This window comes from Serratia sp. BNK-12 (genome assembly GCF_047456085.1).
Lineage (GTDB): Bacteria > Pseudomonadota > Gammaproteobacteria > Enterobacterales > Enterobacteriaceae > Serratia > Serratia liquefaciens.
In genome coordinates this window covers 5,083,802-5,100,084 of record NZ_CP179896.1, presented here as the reverse complement: position 1 = coordinate 5,100,084, position 16,283 = coordinate 5,083,802, and the positions used below count along the sequence as shown (strand labels likewise).

The 16,283-nt window shown below is 57.5% G+C and carries 13 protein-coding genes; 5 read left to right on the top strand and 8 right to left on the bottom strand.

From position 1 onward, the window contains the following. Positions 1 to 66 precede the first annotated feature (66 nt). The 4 genes from ACMGG1_RS23790 (at position 67) to selB (ending at position 4,655) form a co-directional block, all read left to right on the top strand. Positions 67 to 714 (top strand): DcrB-related protein, encoded by a 648-nt coding sequence (locus tag ACMGG1_RS23790; protein WP_020824682.1) that lies wholly within the window; start codon positions 67 to 69, stop codon positions 712 to 714. 33 nt (positions 715 to 747) lie between these two features. After that, positions 748 to 1,353 (top strand): glutathione S-transferase, encoded by a 606-nt coding sequence (locus tag ACMGG1_RS23785; protein WP_414161066.1) that lies wholly within the window; start codon positions 748 to 750, stop codon positions 1,351 to 1,353. 66 nt (positions 1,354 to 1,419) lie between these two features. Then, positions 1,420 to 2,811 carry an L-seryl-tRNA(Sec) selenium transferase gene (gene selA, locus ACMGG1_RS23780; RefSeq protein ID WP_414161065.1) on the top strand — a complete coding sequence of 464 codons (1,392 nt, stop codon included), beginning with the start codon at positions 1,420 to 1,422 and terminating at the stop codon, positions 2,809 to 2,811. Next, positions 2,808 to 4,655 carry a selenocysteine-specific translation elongation factor gene (selB, locus tag ACMGG1_RS23775; RefSeq protein WP_414161064.1) on the top strand — a complete coding sequence of 616 codons (1,848 nt, stop codon included), beginning with the start codon at positions 2,808 to 2,810 and terminating at the stop codon, positions 4,653 to 4,655. Before selA ends, selB begins: the two co-directional genes overlap by 4 nt. A gap of 475 nt (positions 4,656 to 5,130) precedes the next feature. On the opposite strand, the gene ACMGG1_RS23770 is transcribed toward selB, so the two are convergent. Continuing rightward, positions 5,131 to 6,378, bottom strand: coding sequence for an MFS transporter (locus ACMGG1_RS23770; protein ID WP_041414085.1), 1,248 nt, complete (start codon positions 6,376 to 6,378; stop codon positions 5,131 to 5,133). A gap of 219 nt (positions 6,379 to 6,597) precedes the next feature. Between ACMGG1_RS23770 and ACMGG1_RS23765 the strand changes: the two genes are divergently transcribed. Further along, the gene (locus ACMGG1_RS23765) at positions 6,598 to 7,590 is read left to right on the top strand and encodes an acyltransferase (protein ID WP_174573583.1); all 993 of its coding nucleotides are present in this window, start codon (positions 6,598 to 6,600) and stop codon (positions 7,588 to 7,590) included. Here ACMGG1_RS23765 and ACMGG1_RS23760 read toward each other — a convergent pair. From ACMGG1_RS23760 to ACMGG1_RS23730, 7 genes are all read right to left on the bottom strand, one after another. After that, complete coding sequence (locus ACMGG1_RS23760) at positions 7,585 to 8,508, bottom strand: GlxA family transcriptional regulator (RefSeq protein ID WP_115057923.1); 924 nt, start codon at positions 8,506 to 8,508, stop codon at positions 7,585 to 7,587. The genes ACMGG1_RS23765 and ACMGG1_RS23760 overlap by 6 nt on opposite strands. Before the next feature lie 2 nt (positions 8,509 to 8,510). Continuing rightward, a complete protein-coding gene (locus tag ACMGG1_RS23755; RefSeq protein WP_414161063.1) occupies positions 8,511 to 9,062 on the bottom strand; it encodes a cysteine hydrolase family protein in 552 nt (183 codons plus the stop codon). Positions 9,063 to 9,161: 99 nt separating this feature from the next. Continuing rightward, the gene (locus ACMGG1_RS23750) at positions 9,162 to 10,556 is read right to left on the bottom strand and encodes an amidohydrolase family protein (protein WP_262255998.1); all 1,395 of its coding nucleotides are present in this window, start codon (positions 10,554 to 10,556) and stop codon (positions 9,162 to 9,164) included. Positions 10,557 to 10,702: 146 nt separating this feature from the next. Continuing rightward, on the bottom strand, positions 10,703 to 12,154 hold the full coding sequence (xylB, locus tag ACMGG1_RS23745; protein WP_046374804.1) for a xylulokinase: 1,452 nt from the start codon (positions 12,152 to 12,154) through the stop codon (positions 10,703 to 10,705). A 42-nt stretch (positions 12,155 to 12,196) separates the two neighbouring features. Further along, positions 12,197 to 13,513 carry a xylose isomerase gene (gene xylA, locus ACMGG1_RS23740; protein ID WP_046374803.1) on the bottom strand — a complete coding sequence of 439 codons (1,317 nt, stop codon included), beginning with the start codon at positions 13,511 to 13,513 and terminating at the stop codon, positions 12,197 to 12,199. Positions 13,514 to 13,524: 11 nt separating this feature from the next. Further along, a complete protein-coding gene (nhaC, locus tag ACMGG1_RS23735) occupies positions 13,525 to 14,976 on the bottom strand; it encodes a Na+/H+ antiporter NhaC (RefSeq protein WP_116691489.1) in 1,452 nt (483 codons plus the stop codon). A gap of 6 nt (positions 14,977 to 14,982) precedes the next feature. After that, positions 14,983 to 16,161 (bottom strand): MalY/PatB family protein, encoded by a 1,179-nt coding sequence (locus ACMGG1_RS23730; protein ID WP_149573957.1) that lies wholly within the window; start codon positions 16,159 to 16,161, stop codon positions 14,983 to 14,985. Positions 16,162 to 16,283 lie beyond the last annotated feature (122 nt).

The window sequence follows — 16,283 nt, the reverse complement described above, 5'->3', positions numbered from 1 at the left end:
CATTCGCCCGGGCGAGTTGCTACGTTTACGCAATGACGCGCGAAGCGAAAGGAAAAGGGACAGACGATGTTGAAGACCATTGCGAAATTCACTGCGGTTGCTGTTTTAGCGGCAGGGCTGGCAGCCTGTGACAACAAGGACGATACCAAGCCGGAGATACCGAAGCCGGATCCCAAACCGACCGTCACGCAGCCTGCACCGCCACCGCCGGCGGTCGAAACTCCGCCAGCGACGCCCCCGGGGCTGAAAGTCTCGATGCAAAAGGGCAAGATCACCTTTGAATTGCCGCCGGGCTTTAGCGATCAGACTGAGAACAGCGGCATCGTCAACGACAGCCAGTCCACTATTCAGCGCTTCCTCGACGGGAAATCACGCCAGAGCACCGTCTCTTCCGAAGTGATCCCGCCTGACGGCATGAAGCTCAACGGCAGCGATAAAATGCTCAAGGATCTGACGCAGAGCATGCTCACCGAACTGGCCGATCGCTATCAAAATATTCGGACCACCAAAGAGGAGAATTTCACCGTCGGCAAGCAGAAGTTCCATCGGCTGGATACCGAGCAGAGCGTCAGCGGGCAGAAGGTAGTGTCTACCATCATGTTGACGGTGTTCAACAAGCGGGTGGTGACGTTGCAAATGCTGTCGCCGGCCAAAACGCCGGAGGCGCACCAGGCGCTGGTCCAGAAGATTATCGACACGCTGGCGGTGCAATAACAACGTTGTGGTTTGCAAGCGAGGGGAAGACTGATGAAGCTTATTGGCAGTTACACCAGCCCTTTTGTCCGCAAGATTTCCGTGATGCTGCTGGAAAAGGGGATAGCGTTCGAATTCGTTAACGATCCGCCGTATGAACCGGGCAGCCGGGTGGTTGAGCTGAACCCCTTGGCCAAAGTGCCGGTGCTGGTGGCCGATGATGGCGCCGTATTTTACGACTCGCGGGTGATTGCCGAATACCTCGAAATGTTGTCCGTGGCCCCGGCGTTTTTGCCTGTCGAACGCGCCGCCGCGTTGCGCATACGCCAGGTGGAAGCCTTGGCCGATGGCGTGACGGAGGCTGCCGCCACGTTGTTTCGCGAGAGCAAACGGGCGTCGGAAAAACAGGACGAAAACTGGATCTTGCGCCAGCGAGACAAGCTGACGCACGGGCTGGATGCGCTGGAAAAACTGGCGCAGGAAAAAACGTTGCTCAATGCCGAAGCGCTGACGCTGGCGGATATTGCTACCGGTTGTGCGCTGGGCTACCTGAATTTCCGCCGCATCATGCCCAACTGGTGCGTCGAGCGACCGGCGCTGATCAAACTGGCCGAGCGGCTGTTTGCCCGTGAAAGCTTTGCCCGCACCTTGCCCCCTTGATTTCCCTCACCCCGCTGCGGCGGGGTTTTATTTGATGCGAGACCTCTACACTGAAACCGAGCGACCATGAGCACTGAATCCCAGCTTCTTTACAGCCAGTTACCCGCCATCGATCGCCTGTTGCGCGATCCCGCTATCGAACCGCTGGTTACGCAGCACGGACAAACGCTGATTGGCGAGTTACTGCGTCAATTGCAACTGCAGGCGCGTGAAACCATTAAACACCACCAAAGGTTACCCGACTGGTGCGGTGACTGGGCACAGGCGCTCAGCGCGGAGCTGCAGCAATGGCAGCGTCCGGCATTGGCACCGGTATTCAACCTCAGCGGCACCGTGCTGCACACCAACCTTGGCCGGGCCCTGTTGGCGCAGCCGGTAATAGAGGCGGTGACGAGTTCCATGGGCGCGGCGGTAACGTTGGAATACGATCTGGACGGTGCCGGTCGTGGTCACCGCGATCGCGCGGTGGCGGATTTATTATGCCAATTGACCGGCGCGGAAGACGCCTGCATCGTCAACAACAATGCGGCTGCGGTGCTGCTGATGCTGGCGGCGATCGCCCCCGGCAAGCAGGTGGTGGTATCGCGTGGCGAACTGGTGGAAATTGGCGGTGCGTTCCGCATCCCCGACGTGATGCGCCAGGCCGGTTGCCAGCTGGTTGAGGTCGGCACGACCAACCGCACCCACCTGAAAGATTATCGCAGCGCGATTAACGAACAGACCGGGCTGCTGATGAAGGTGCATACCAGCAATTACAGCATCCAGGGTTTTACCGCCGCGGTGGAAGAAGCCGAACTGGCGCAGCTCGGCGCAGAGCATGGCCTGCCGACCGCCACCGATCTGGGCAGCGGCTCATTGATTGATATGGCGCAATACGGTCTGCCGGCGGAACCCATGCCGCAGCGGTTGCTCGCCGCCGGAGTAGATTTGGTGACGTTCTCCGGCGACAAGCTGCTCGGCGGCCCGCAGGCCGGCATCATCGTCGGCAAAAAGGCGCTGATCGCCAAGCTGCAGCAACACCCTCTGAAGCGTGCGCTACGCGTTGGCAAACTGACGCTGGCGGCGCTGGAAGCGACCTTACGACTCTATCAACAGCCCGAACTGTTGGCACAACAGCTGCCGACGTTGCGGTTATTAACCCGCCCGCAGCAGGCGATGCAGGGTTCTGCCGAACGTCTGTTGCAGGTGCTGGCGCCACAGTTTGCCGGGCATTTCCAACTGCGTGCCGAACCCTGCTGGTCGCAGATTGGCAGCGGTTCGTTGCCGGTCGATCGGCTGCCCAGCTATGCGCTGACCTTTGCGCCGCTCGATGGCCGTGGCGCAACGTTGGAAGCGTTGGCAGAACGCTGGCGTCGGCTGCCGCAGCCGGTGATCGGCCGAATTAACGACGGCAGGCTGTGGCTCGATCTGCGCTGTCTGGAGCAGGAAGACGCGCTGATTGAGGCCCTGAGAGAATGATTATTGCTACCGCCGGCCATGTCGATCATGGCAAAACCACCCTGCTGCAAGCGATCTCCGGGATCAATGCGGATCGCCTGCCGGAAGAAAAACGCCGTGGCATGACCATAGATCTGGGTTATGCCTACTGGCCGCAGCTCGATGGCCGGGTGTTGGGCTTTATCGACGTGCCGGGACACGAGAAATTCCTCGCCAATATGCTGGCGGGCGTTGGTGGCATCGACCATGCCTTGCTGGTGGTGGCCTGCGACGATGGCGTGATGGCGCAAACGCGCGAGCATCTGGCGATACTGCGATTGAGCGGGCGTCCGGCGCTGACGGTGGCCTTGACCAAAGCCGATCGGGTGGATGAAGCGCGTGTCGAAGAGGTTCGACAGCAGCTTGACGAGGAGCTGACGCGCCAGGGGTGGCAACAGGCACCGGTGTTTGTCACCGCCGCGCCGCAGTCGCAGGGAATCGACGCACTGCGCGCGCATTTGCTGGCGTTGCGGCCTGACGAACATGCGGTAACGCGCCGCTTCCGCCTGGCGGTGGATCGCGCGTTCAGCGTGAAAGGCGCTGGTTTGGTAGTGACCGGTACCGCACTGGGTGGCCAGGTGGCGGTAGGCGACACGCTGTGGCTGACCGGCGCCGACGCGCCGGTACGGGTTCGCGGTTTGCACGCGCAAAACCAACCGGCTGAGCAGGCGCAGGCTGGACAGCGTATTGCGTTGAATATTAGCGGTGACGTCAGCAAAGATCAGGTCGCACGCGGCGATTGGTTGCTGGCGCAAAAGCCCCCGATCGCCGCCGAACGAATTCTGGTGGCGTTAGATAAGGATTTGCCGATAAAGCACTGGCAGCCGCTGCATTTACATCATGCCGCCAGCCATATTACCGGACGAGTTTCGTTGCTCAGTGATGGGCTGGCGGAACTGATCCTTGACCGTCCGCTATGGCTGGCCGAAAACGATCGGCTGGTGCTGCGCGATATTGGCGCACGCCAAACCCTGGGCGGCGCAAGGGTGCTGAGCTTGACGACGCCCAAACGGGGTAAGCGCCAACCCGAGTATTTGGCCTGGCTGGCGGCGCTGGCACAGGCCGACGATGACTGTCAGGTGCTGGCGCTGCATTTGCCCAAGGGCGCGCTGGATCTGGCGGCCTTTGCCTGGGCACGACAACTGACCGAGAAACCGTTGGCGAAGTTGTTGGCGAGTCATGAATTGCTGATTGCCGGTGATAGGGCATTGGCGCAGGAGAATGCACAGCTGGATCAACAGCGTCTGCTACAGGTGTTGGCCGAGTATCACCAGCAGCATGGCGATCAGCTCGGCCTGGGGCGTGCGCGCCTGCGGCGCATGGCTGTGCCGCAACTGTCTGAGCCGCTGGCATTTATGATGATCGATCGGCTGCTGGCTGCCGGTTTGCTTAGTAATACGCGCGGGTGGCTGCACCTGCCGGAGCACGGTTTGGCGTTCAGCGCCGAAGAGCAAATCCTGTGGGCCCGTATTGAACCGCTGTTCGGCGACGAAGCCTGGTGGGTGCGCGATCTGGCTGCCGAATTGGGTGAGGACGAGGCATGGGTGCGGACCACGCTGCGTAAAGCCGCTCAGTTGGGCCATGTCACGGCAGTGGTGGTGGATCGTTACTATCTAAGCCAACGGATAGAACAATTCGCCGCGTTGATCCGTGAACTGGATGAAACGCAGGGCAGTGCCAACGCCGCCGATTTTCGTGACCGGCTCGGCGTGGGGCGTAAACTGGCCATTCAGGTGCTGGAGTTTTTCGACCGCAGCGGATTTACCCGCCGCAAGGGCAACCAACACCTGCTGCGCGACAGCGGACTCTATACCCGTCATACCTGAAGCTGCCTCTGCGTTGGCTGCCAGCACTCACCCCAGTCGCTTACTTGAGTAAGCTCCTGGGGACTCATGCTCTTGCCGCGTTACTCGGCAAAGCCTAGCCCCGTTGGGGCCAGCGCAAGCGCTGTTCAACAAAGCCGTGGCTTTGTTGTGATGCAACTCCAATCATTTTGGGTATAGCCGTGTATTTTGATTAAGTCGCGAGGTCATCAGGATGAATACTGAAGGTTTATCACCACTGCCCATAAGAAAGATGATGAAAAGTATGCCGGGTTTGTGCGAGAGAAAGAACAGAGGTGCTTGACGCTAGAAGCACTTAGTGACGTTGAACAGATGAATTTTATCAGCCATGAGGCGGTACTGGCATGGGCTATAAGTTTGAGAACTGATTCATCTGACTGATAGAGTTAAATCCAGTGTAAATCTTGAAACACGGAAAGAGATATCGTCTCTTCCCGTGTCGTTAGCTCGGCGCTTGTTATAACGCAGCGTTAGGCGTCGGCGTTGCATCGCCGCTGCGGCGTTTGCTGAGGAACAGCGCCACCAGTGCCAGCCAGCACAGGCCACTGAGCAGGTTGAACAGATTGAACAGCCCGCTGCCGCCCCACACGTAAGCCACTTTAGCCAGCTCGATACCGACGGTGAACACCATCATGCTCAACATGCCCATGGTGGCGGAGACCGTGCCTTTGCTGACGTTGCTTGAGAACAGCGTCAAACGGTACAGCCCGGCGTTGGCCAGCCCGATGCCGAAAGCGTACAGGCTGAGACCCGCAGTCATCCACAGATAGGCATGGCTGGAGAATATCGTCGCCAGCGCCGCGATCAGCAAACCCACCATCATCGGCCCGGCACCCAATTTGATCAGGCGCGGGACGCTGTTCTTGCCGGTGAGACGTGCCAGCGTCAGATTGCCGAGGATCAGCGCGCCGAACACCGGAATTTGCAGCAGACCGTAATCCAGCGTCGACAGCGACTCGCCGCTGATCAGGATCACCGGCGATTGGGCAATCCAGGCCAGCAGCGGCAGGCTGGCGAAACCGATGGCCAGCGCGCCGCAGATAAAGCGGCGGTTGGACAATACCTGACGATAGTCGCGCCACAGGTTGGCGGCCGAGAATTTCTCACCCTGCAGCGAAGCCGTCTCAGGCATGGCTTTCCACAGGCCGTAAAAGGCAAACGCAGCCAGTGCGGCGAACAGTACGAACATGCTCTGCCACGGCGCGACGTGGATCAGCGCGGCACCGGCCAACGGCCCCAGCAGCGGGGCAATCAGCGCCACGTTGGCCATCAGCGCGGTGATTTTGATGCACACCGACTCTTCAAACGACTCCTGGATGGTGGCGTAACCCACTGCGCCGATAAAGCACAGGCCAATCCCCTGCAGGAAACGCATAAAGATAAACTGTTCGATGCTGGTCACCAGCAAAATAGCCAGACAGGCGACGATAAAAAACGCTACGCCGGCCAACATGACCGGGCGACGCCCGCGCCGATCCGACAACGGCCCCAGCAGCCATTGCAGGAAAATACCGCCGGCCAGATAGGCGGTCATTGAGGTTGGCACCCACTCTTCACCGGCGTTGAAATCGGCCACTACCGCCAACATGCCAGGTTGGATCATATCGTTGCCGATATAGGTGGCAAATTCGAACAGCACCAGACAAAGCGGGAATAAAAGCGCCTGTCGACCCAAGCGAGCCGCAGGTGGTAAAGTAGTTTTCATATTTATCGTACTGAAAGTAAAGAAGAAATAAGGAACTGCCAGGGCGGGAAGCGCAATCTGAGCGAGTTGTGGCGGCTATTTTGCCGCCAATTGTTCACCTTAGCAACGATAAGGTGTTGTTTCAGCACATTCTGATATTCGCCGTCAGGGTTGCCACCCACACTTTCGCTCTATAACCTTATTTTAACAAATCAAGATGACAATATTGCGGGCGATCTTTTGAGCAATAAAATTGGCTGGATAGATAACTTGCGCGCCGTAGCGTGCATGATGGTGGTGATGATCCACGCCACCACCTACTACGTCACCAGCGGGGTGGCGGTGGGCGAACATAACTGGGACATCGCTAACGTACTGAACTCACTGTCGCGCGTTTCGGTACCCCTGTTTTTCATGATTTCCGGCTACCTGTTTTTCGGCGAGAAAAGCGCCGGCAAAAAGCATTTCATCCGCATTGGCTGCTGTATTGCGTTTTACAGCGCGGTCGCGCTGATTTATATCGCGGCGTTTACCAAAATCGGTTTCTGGCCGTCGCTGCGCGGCATATTGTTAAAGCCGGTGTTCTACCATCTGTGGTTCTTCTATGCGATCGCGGTGATTTATCTGCTGTCGCCGCTGATCAACGTCAAGCCGGTATCACGTCGCTATCTGGCCGGCGTGCTGGTGATCCTGGCGGTGGTTGCCAATCCCAATACCAGCTCGCTGACCCTGGGTAACGCTCACCTGCTGCCGGTCAATCTGTATATCTACGGAGACACCTTTTACTACCTGCTGTACGCGTTGGCCGGCCGGGCGATTGGCATGATGGACACCCAGGGGCGAGGTACCAGTTGGCTGGCGATATTGGGGTTTGTGGCTAGCGTGGCGTTGATCGTTCAGGGCACCAAAAGCCAGATGTTCATCAACGGTAACTTTGCCGATACTTATTACATCTACTGTGGGCCGCTGGTGTTTATCGCGGCGGTATCCCTGGTGGTATGGTTTAAAAATTGTCTGCCCGAGCCTATTGGCTGGTTGGGCGTTTTTTCCCGACATTCGCTGGCAATCTACGGTTTTCACGCCATTATCGTCAATTTTATGCGCAGCCGTCACCTGACGCTGACCGCCCATCCGTTACTGGATATCTTCTGGGTATTCGGCGTGGCGTTGGCGCTCAGCCTGCTGTTGTCGATGGGATTGCAGAAAATAGACTCTCGGCGGCTGGTGTCATAACGCGGTCGAGCCGCGCTGCTGGGCACGCCGCAGTTGACGACCGGAGGAAAACCCCGCCGCGAGCGCCGCCTTTTCCAGCCCATAGCCCTGTTGCAGCCGCTGCTGCGCCACCGCCAGCCGCAGCTGTTCATGGTATTCGCGCACGCTGATGCCGACATGGCTACGGAACAGCCTGGCCAGATGGCGGCTGCTGACATGGGCCTTTTCCGCCACCTGCGGCACCGACCATTCGGCCTCGGGTTCGGCGGCCATCACGTCTTGCGCACGGTGCACCGCCGGGTGCAGATGGTTGCGGTAACGCAGCCAGGGGGAGAGCTGCGGATCATCGCCGGAACGGCGAAAATACACCACCATTTCGCGGGCAATCTCCATTGCCCGTATTGCACCGCATTGGCGGTTAATCAAATGCAGCGCCAGATCGATACCGGCGGTAATGCCGGCGCTGGTGTACAGGTTGCGGTCTTCAACAAAGATACGGTTCTCTTTCACCTGCGCGGCCGGGGCCTGCTGACGCATGCGTTCGATCACATCATGGTGGGTGGTGCACTGATAGCCGTCGAGTAGCCCGGCCTGCGCCGCCAGCAGGGCGCCGGAGCAGATACAGACCAGCGTGATGCGCTGCTGCTGCAAATCGGGTTGCAGCGCCGCCAGCCAGTGGCGGGCCTGTTCGGCCGCCTGATGGTCGAAATCGCTACGTGAATCGCGTGCGCCGGGCACCACCACAATAGCGCCGTCTTCCAGTCGGGCGGGCAGCGGCTGCAGTTGGCTCAACGTCATGCCAATCGAGCAGGTGATCTGCGGCAGTGGGCTGATGTAGCGCAGGCTGAATGCCCCGGCCAAACGCAGGGTTTCGGCCGGGCCGCTGACGTCCAGCGACAGCGCGTTGGGCAACATCAAAAAATAGACGGCCTGCGGCATGATTACTCCTGTGAGAGTTGTGCCAGCACTTCATCCACGCTGGCGAGCTGGGCGAAGCGGTCGACCAGCGCCGTCTCAGTATGCCGCTTGAGTTGTTCGGTGGTAAAGACTTCTCCATTGGGATGCTGCATCGGGAAAGTCATCGTGGCCTCGGTGACGAAAGTCACCCGATAACCGAGATCGGACGCCACCCGGGTGGTGGTTTCGCAGCACTGTTCGGTGCGGATGCCGGAGATAATCAAGTGATCGATATCCCGTTGGCGCAGCCAGGCGTCCAGACCGGATTCGGTCAGTGCATTGTGCACCTGTTTATGAACGGTGACGTCTGCCTGATGGTTGAGGAACGGCAGCGGTTTTACCCAGCCGGATGCCAGCGAAAACGGCCCCTCCGGTGATACGTGGAAAACATCAACCAGGGCTATGCCCTGCCGGCGACAGCCTTCGATCAGCCGTGTCAGTGCCTGCTGGAAAGCGGGCAGATCTTCTTCCTGCCAGAATGGGCGATGCTGGAATGATTGTTGAACATCGATGATCAATAACGCGCTCTGTGACATTTTCGGCCCTCCGCCAATGGGTATGACGCCATACTGCGCCGTTACTTTGTCTGGCAGAAGGCCAAAAACGGCCATCATGGTGACATCAACGGACCAGCATCAGGCTTTGCCGACCTGGCCAGCGACCAGCCGCCCCTGATGGAAAGTGGCCGTGCGCGCCGGCAGGCGGGCCACCGCCTCGGCGGAGCAACTGGCGTTGACCAGTACAAACTCTGCGTTGTCCCCGGCCTGCGGCCAGACGCGTTGGCCCTTGTCGTTCAGCGGCAGCACGCCGCCGGTTGAGATTGCCATCGCACGGGAGAGGTGGAATTCGTCGGAGCCGCGGTAAAGTTGGGCGTAAAGGTTGGCTTTTTCCAGAATGTCTCCGCTGCCGAACGGTGACCAATGATCTATCACGCTGTCGGTTCCGGTCATCACAAATACCCCTTTTTCACTGAGCTGCGGCAGCGGCATCATCAGCCCGCCAATCGGCACCGTAGAGGCGATGGTGATTTGCTGCGCCGCCAGCCGGCTAGCGGTTTCCTCCAGTTCACTCGGGTTCAGCACGGTTAGGGCAAACGCATGGCTGATGGTGACTTTACCGCGCAGCGCCGGGTTCTTTTCTACGGTGGCGATCATGTAGTTGATTGCCGCTACGCCGGCGGGGCTGGTTTCATGCAGGTGGATATCGACGCCTTTGCCGGTGTCGAGTGCAATCTGGAACATCGCATCCAGCGACTTCTCCATGGCGCCGTCAACGTTGGTCGGATCCAGTCCGCCGACGTATTGCACCCCCATCTGCATGGCCTCGCGCATCAAGCCGTCGACTTTGGAATGCAGCAGGCCATGCTGCGGGAAGGCGACGATTTCACAGCTGAAGTCCGCCCGGTGGTTTTCCAGCGCACGCTGCAGGTGTTCCAGGCTTTTCAACCCGCTGACCGGGTCGATATTGCAGTGGCTGCGTGCCACGGTGCTGCCTTTCGATTGCAGCAAGGCGATCAGGTTTTCCGCACGCTGCTGCGAGGTGGGCAACAGCTTGGGGATCAAGGTCTGTTCGAGCGCGATCATGTCCATGATGGTTTTGCCCTGACGTGGGCGCGGTGCCTGCCATGGGCCGCTGTAGAAGGTTTTATCCAGATGGATATGCATGTCGCGAAATGCCGGCAACAGCAGTTGGCCCTGCGCCTGATAGCGCGCTACCCCGGCGGGAGGCGTTGCTTCTTTCGGGTGAACTGCGGCAATTTTTCCGTCTTTGATTTCAAGCTGGTACAGCGCGGTGCGGGTGCCGATCACCGTCTCGCCATCGTATTCAAAACCGTCTTCCAGTCGAACGTCGCTCAGCCAGTAGTGGCTGTCGGTCAGGGTCATAGGTGTGCTCTCTGGTATACATGCGCTGCTCGCTGGCGCGGCGGCTTGCGCCACGCCCCCCGTCAGGCCAATGACTGCACAGGCGGTGGTGAGCTTGCCGGTTTGGCTGAGGAAAGCTCTGCGGCTTTGTTGTTGGTTTTTTTCCACGTTCAATTCCTTAATCCAGAGGTGAGGTGCGTCAAAAGACAGCCACCAATTTAGGAGAGGAGCGCGTGGGTTGGCAGTGACATTTGCCACTGGCGACTATTCGATTTGGCAATAATAAGGGGGCGTTGTTTGGCCCCCTTTTGGTTTTACATCAACGGTAACAGACGGGAATAGAGCTCGCGGAAGGTGCTGCGCAGCGCGGTGTACTGCTGGTGGCGCTCGGCATCCGGTGTATGTACCTGTTCCAGCGGCAATTCAGGCAACAATTCAGCCAGTGGGCGCTGCGGGTTCAGGGCAATCTGAGCCAAGCGAGCCGCTCCCAGCGCCGGGCCAACATCGCCGCCGGTGCGGTATTCCAGCCGCTGACCGCTGATATCCGCCAGCATTTGTCGCCAGAAGGGGCTGCGCGCGCCGCCGCCAATCAGGGTGATACTGGACGGCTGCAGACCGCTGGCGTGCAGTACGTCCATGCCATCAGCCAGGGCGAAACCAACCCCTTCCAGCACGGCGCGCGCCAGGTCGGTTGGCCCATGCTGGTGAGTCAGGCCCCAGAATGCGCCTTTGGCGTTAGGATTGTTGTGCGGCGTACGCTCGCCGGACAGATAGGGCAGGAACCACAGCGGCGCTGCCGCTGGCGGCGCCTGTTCGACATTGCGCAGTAGGGTAGCGACGTCCTCGACGTTGGTCAGTTTGCACACCCAGTCCAGGCAGGATGCGGCGCTGAGCGTGACCGACATCAGGTGCCAGGTGTCGGGCAACGCATGGCAGAAACTGTGTACCGCGCTGGCCGGGTTACTGAGAAAACCGTCGCTGACGGCAAAATAAACGCCGGAGGTGCCGAGTGACAACATCGCCTGCCCCGGCTGATACAGGCCTACGCCGATCGCCCCGGCGGCATTATCACCGCCGCCGGCCACCACCGGCACTGGCGACATGCCCCAACGTTTGGCCAGTTCAATATGGGTCTGGCCGGTGATCTGATTGCCTTCGAACAGCTGTGGCATCTGGCGGCGAGTCAGGCTGCATGCCGCCAGCATCTCCTCGCTCCAGTCGCGCCGCGCCACGTTCAGCCAGCCGGTTCCTGCGGCGTCCGACATGTCGCTGGCGAATTCGCCGGTGAGGCACCAGCGCAGGTAATCCTTGGGCAGCAGGACTTTATCTATACGCTTGAACAGCTCGGGCTCATGCTGCCGTACCCACAGCAGTTTGGGGGCGGTAAAGCCCGGCATCATCAGGTTGCCAGTGATTTGCCGCGACTGCGGCACCGCCTGTTCCAGCGCCAGACACTGTGCGGCGCTCCTGCCGTCGTTCCATAAAATCGCCGGGCGCAGCACCTGCTGACGTGCATCCAACAGCGTGGCACCGTGCATCTGACCGCTGAGCCCAATGGCTTTTACCTGCTGCAGGCTGTGTTGTTTGCCCAGCGCCAGCATCGCACGGTCGGTGGCGTGCCACCAGTCCTGCGGGGCCTGCTCTGACCATAGGGGATGAGGACGGGAAATGGGCAGCGATTCACCGTGGCTGGCGAGCAATTGGCCCTGCTCGCTGAGCAAAATAACTTTTACGCCGGAAGTGCCGAGATCGATGCCGATATACATGGTTGAGGATCCTTAAAGGCGCGGCGTGTGCCGCGCGATCGGTTAGCCGAACAGATAGCGGTTCATCAGGTTTTCGAGCTGTTCCTGACGGCCGCTGACGTGCTGCGGCGCCAGTGCATGGCCTTCAGCGTACTGCGCCAAGGCTTCGAGCGACAGTTTGCCCTGCAAAATTTGCTGGCCCAATTCACCATTCCAGCCGGCATAGCGTTTTGCTACCTGCTGATGCAACTGGCCGTCAGTCACCATTTTTGCCGCGACCTTCAGTGCCAGTGCCATAGTATCCATGGCGCCAATATGACCATAGAACAGATCGTACTTGTCGGTGCTTTGACGGCGGACTTTGGCATCGAAGTTCAACCCACCGGTGGTGAATCCCCCGGCGTTGAGAATTTCGAACATCACCAGCGCGTTCTCTTCTACGCTGATCGGGAATTGGTCGGTATCCCAGCCCAGCTGTGGGTCACCCCGGTTGGCATCGACAGAGCCGAAAATGCCCAGCGCAATGGCGGTGGCGATTTCATGGTGGAACGAATGGCCTGCCAGCGTGGCGTGGTTGGCTTCGATATTCACCTTGATCTCTTTTTCCAGGCCGAACTGCTTAAGGAAACCATAGACGGTGGCGACGTCGTAGTCGTACTGATGTTTGGTCGGTTCCTGCGGTTTGGGCTCAATCAGCAGGGTGCCCTGGAAACCGGTTTTGTGTTTATGCTCCACCACCATCTGCATAAAGCGGCCAATTTGCTCACGTTCCTGGCGCAAATCGGTATTGAGCAAGGTCTCATAGCCTTCACGCCCGCCCCACAGCACGTAGTTTTCACCGCCCAGGCGCTGGGTGGCGTTCATGGCGGTGAATACCTGGGTGGCTGCCCAACTGAAGATTTCCGGATCCGGGTTGGTGGCGGCTCCAGCGCCATAACGCGGATGGGTAAAACAGTTGGCGGTGCCCCACAGCAGTTTCACGCCGCTGCTGTGCTGCTTTTCTTCCAGCACGTCGGTCATTACCGCAAAGTTGTGCAGATACTCTTTCAGCGAGGCACCTTCCGGTGAGACGTCTACGTCATGGAAGCAGTAGTAAGGTACGTTCAGCTTGTGGAAGAACTCGAACGCCACGTCGGCTTTGCGTTTGGCCAGCGCCAGCGCGTCGCCCGGCTGCTGCCAGGGACGATCGAAGGCACCGACGCCGAACATGTCCGCGCCGTTCCAGCAGAAGGTATGCCAGTAACAGGCGGCGAAACGCAGATGTTCCGCCATGCGCTTGCCAAGCACCAGTTCATCCGGATTGTAGTGATGAAAGGCCAGGGGGTTATTGCTGGCTGGGCCTTCGTAGCGCACTTGCTCAAGCTGATCAAAATATGACATTCGGGGCTTCCTTATTTGAGGTTATCGGCGGTTTGGGCCAGCAACTGCTGCTGTTCTTCTTTTTTCAGCCGGGCGATACCGAATCCGGTAAATCCCCACAGCGTGGCAAAAAATATCCCGCTCCAGCACAGCACTGCCCACGGCAGATAGCTGAGTGTGGCGACACCGAGTGTGCCTGCCATGTATGCGCCTGCGGCGGTCCAGGGCAGAATAGGTTCAAAGATTGTTGCGGAGTCTTCCACCGTTCGGCTCAGATTCTTCGGGTGCAGACCGCGCTCGATATAGGCATTACGCAGCATTTCAATAGGGATCAGAATGGATATTTGCCCGTTGCAGGTGACGCTGATCATGGTCAGGCCACAGGCCAGTGTTGCCAGGATCATGGTGCCAGTGGAGTGCACCAATTTAAGCAGTGCGTGGACAATCACTTCCAGTGCACCACTCAGTGCCAGCGTGCCTGCAAAAGAAAGGGCACAAAAGCAGATCAGCAGCGTGCTCATCATGGAATTCATGCCACCGCGGTTCAGCAGATTACTCAGTACAGGGTTGATATCTTGATTACCCACCATCGACACGTTAAAGCCGTCGACTGCGCTTTTGACGACATCATGAAAGGCAAATCCTTGAATAAATGAGGCATTGGCCATGGCTACCAGCGCTGAAACCAGCATGATAGGGATAGTCGGTTTTTTGGTGATTGAGCCATAGAGCACAATGGCTACGGGTAACAACAACAACAGATTAAAATGGTAGATCCCGGCCAGGCCAGAGGTAATCAACAAGACCTTGTCTGGAATGGCGGCGCCTGCGAGATCGCCTGACATGCCATAAAAGAACATCACAGCGGCGGAAAGAATGAGTGATGGCAGGGTGGTGTACAGCAGATGGCCAATATGTTCGTACAAATCGACCTGTGCCGCCATGGCCGCGAGGTTAGTATCGCCAGACAGCGGTGAGAGTTTATCGCCAAAGTATGCGCCTGCAACAACGGCTCCTGCAGTAGCGGCCAGGTTTGCATCCATACCTATGGCGACGCCCATAAACGCGACGCCCACGGTACCTGCTGAACCCCAGGAAGTGCCAGTGCAAACGGACACAACTGAAGTGACCAGCAGTGCGGTGACGTACAGCATCGCCGGGTTGATCAGTTTTAGGCCGTAATAAATCATCAGCGGAATCGTGCCACCCGCCATCCACGTACCAATCAGCAAACCTACGCTGATGAGAATCAGCAAGGCGGGCATTGTTTTGGCTATTTTTTGTGAGATAGATACGAGAATATCGTTGTAGCTGTGACCGAGGCGTTTAACCAATAGTGCAGCAATCACGGTAGACAGTACCATCAGAGGTTCTGGCGGTAGGTCAAAAGCGGCGTAGCCAATACCCAACAACAGCACCATGGTAACGATCGGCAGCAGGGATTCAGTCAGCGTCGGTGCGCGTGGTTTTATTATATTATTCATGGGGTACTACTCCTGGTGTGCGTAGGGGGAAGTACTGATGATTCGTTCTAATGCTTCAGCCAGCGTATCTCGTGGCGTGGCAATATTGATTCTGAAAAAGCCTATTCCCGACTCGCCAAACCCCGAGCCCCAGCTCATTTCGACGCCGGCAAGGTTAAGGAACCAGTGCTTTAGTTGATCTTCGCTGAGGTGACTTGCTTGGTAATTCACCCAGAGCATGTATGTTCCCGTGCTGCGGGTAACCACCCAGTCAGGAAAATGTTTACTTAGCATGTTGATTAACCATGCGCGGTTATCGGCAAGGTAGTTTTTTAAGGCGAATAGCCAGTCATCACAGTCGCGGTAAACGCTTAAAAAGGCTGGGACGGCGTAGTATCCGGGGTTGTGAATCCCCGCAGCTTCGAGACAATGTATAAATTTTTGACGGTGTTGTTTATTGGCAATAATAATGTTGGCAACTTCAAGACCAGCCATGTTAAATGTTTTTGCCGGAGAGGTGCAGATAAAAGAATTTTGCTCAACGTAGGAGCTAACGGATGAAATTACCTGGTGCTGGTGATGACTAAAAATGAAATCAGAATGAACATCATCTGAAATAATAAAGACGTGATATTTCTCGGCCAACTGTGCGATTTTTATTAATGATTCTTTTTCCCAAACGGTGCCCGTTGGATTATGGGGTGATAATAAAATAAAACAGCGCGCATGTTTAAATTTATTCTCAAGGTCATCGAAGTCGATGGTATAGCACCCATGATGATAGCGCAGCTCGCTTTCCAACAGTTTACGCTGATTAAGTACGACACTGTGGCTGATGGGATGATATGCCGGCGCCAGGCTGACGATGCTATCTCCCGGCGCAGTAAAATTCTGGATGTACAGAGATACGGCCTGTATGACTCGCGGGCAAAAGACCACGTGCTCAGCATTGATATGCCAGTGGCAATGACGTTGCATCCATTGCGTGACGGTTTCTCCCCAATTTTCGCTCAGTAATGTATAGCCATAAATCCCTTTGTTTGTGAATTCATTAAGTAAATTGATTGTTTTATTCGGTAGTGGAATATCCATGTCGGCAACGGAAAGGGGAATTAATGGCATGGGTAATGCATCGCTTGTGCTTTCCCACTTGGCGCTATGAGTTCCTTTGCGTGATATTTTATTATTGAAGTTATAGTTATCCATCACACGACCTCACCTTGACGTTTGTCATTATTGTGGTGCTACGATAGCGCTAATGCATCAGGGTGTTTATTCCGGGTTTTACTTTTGCTGTTATGAAAAATGACTTACGTGATATTGCTCAC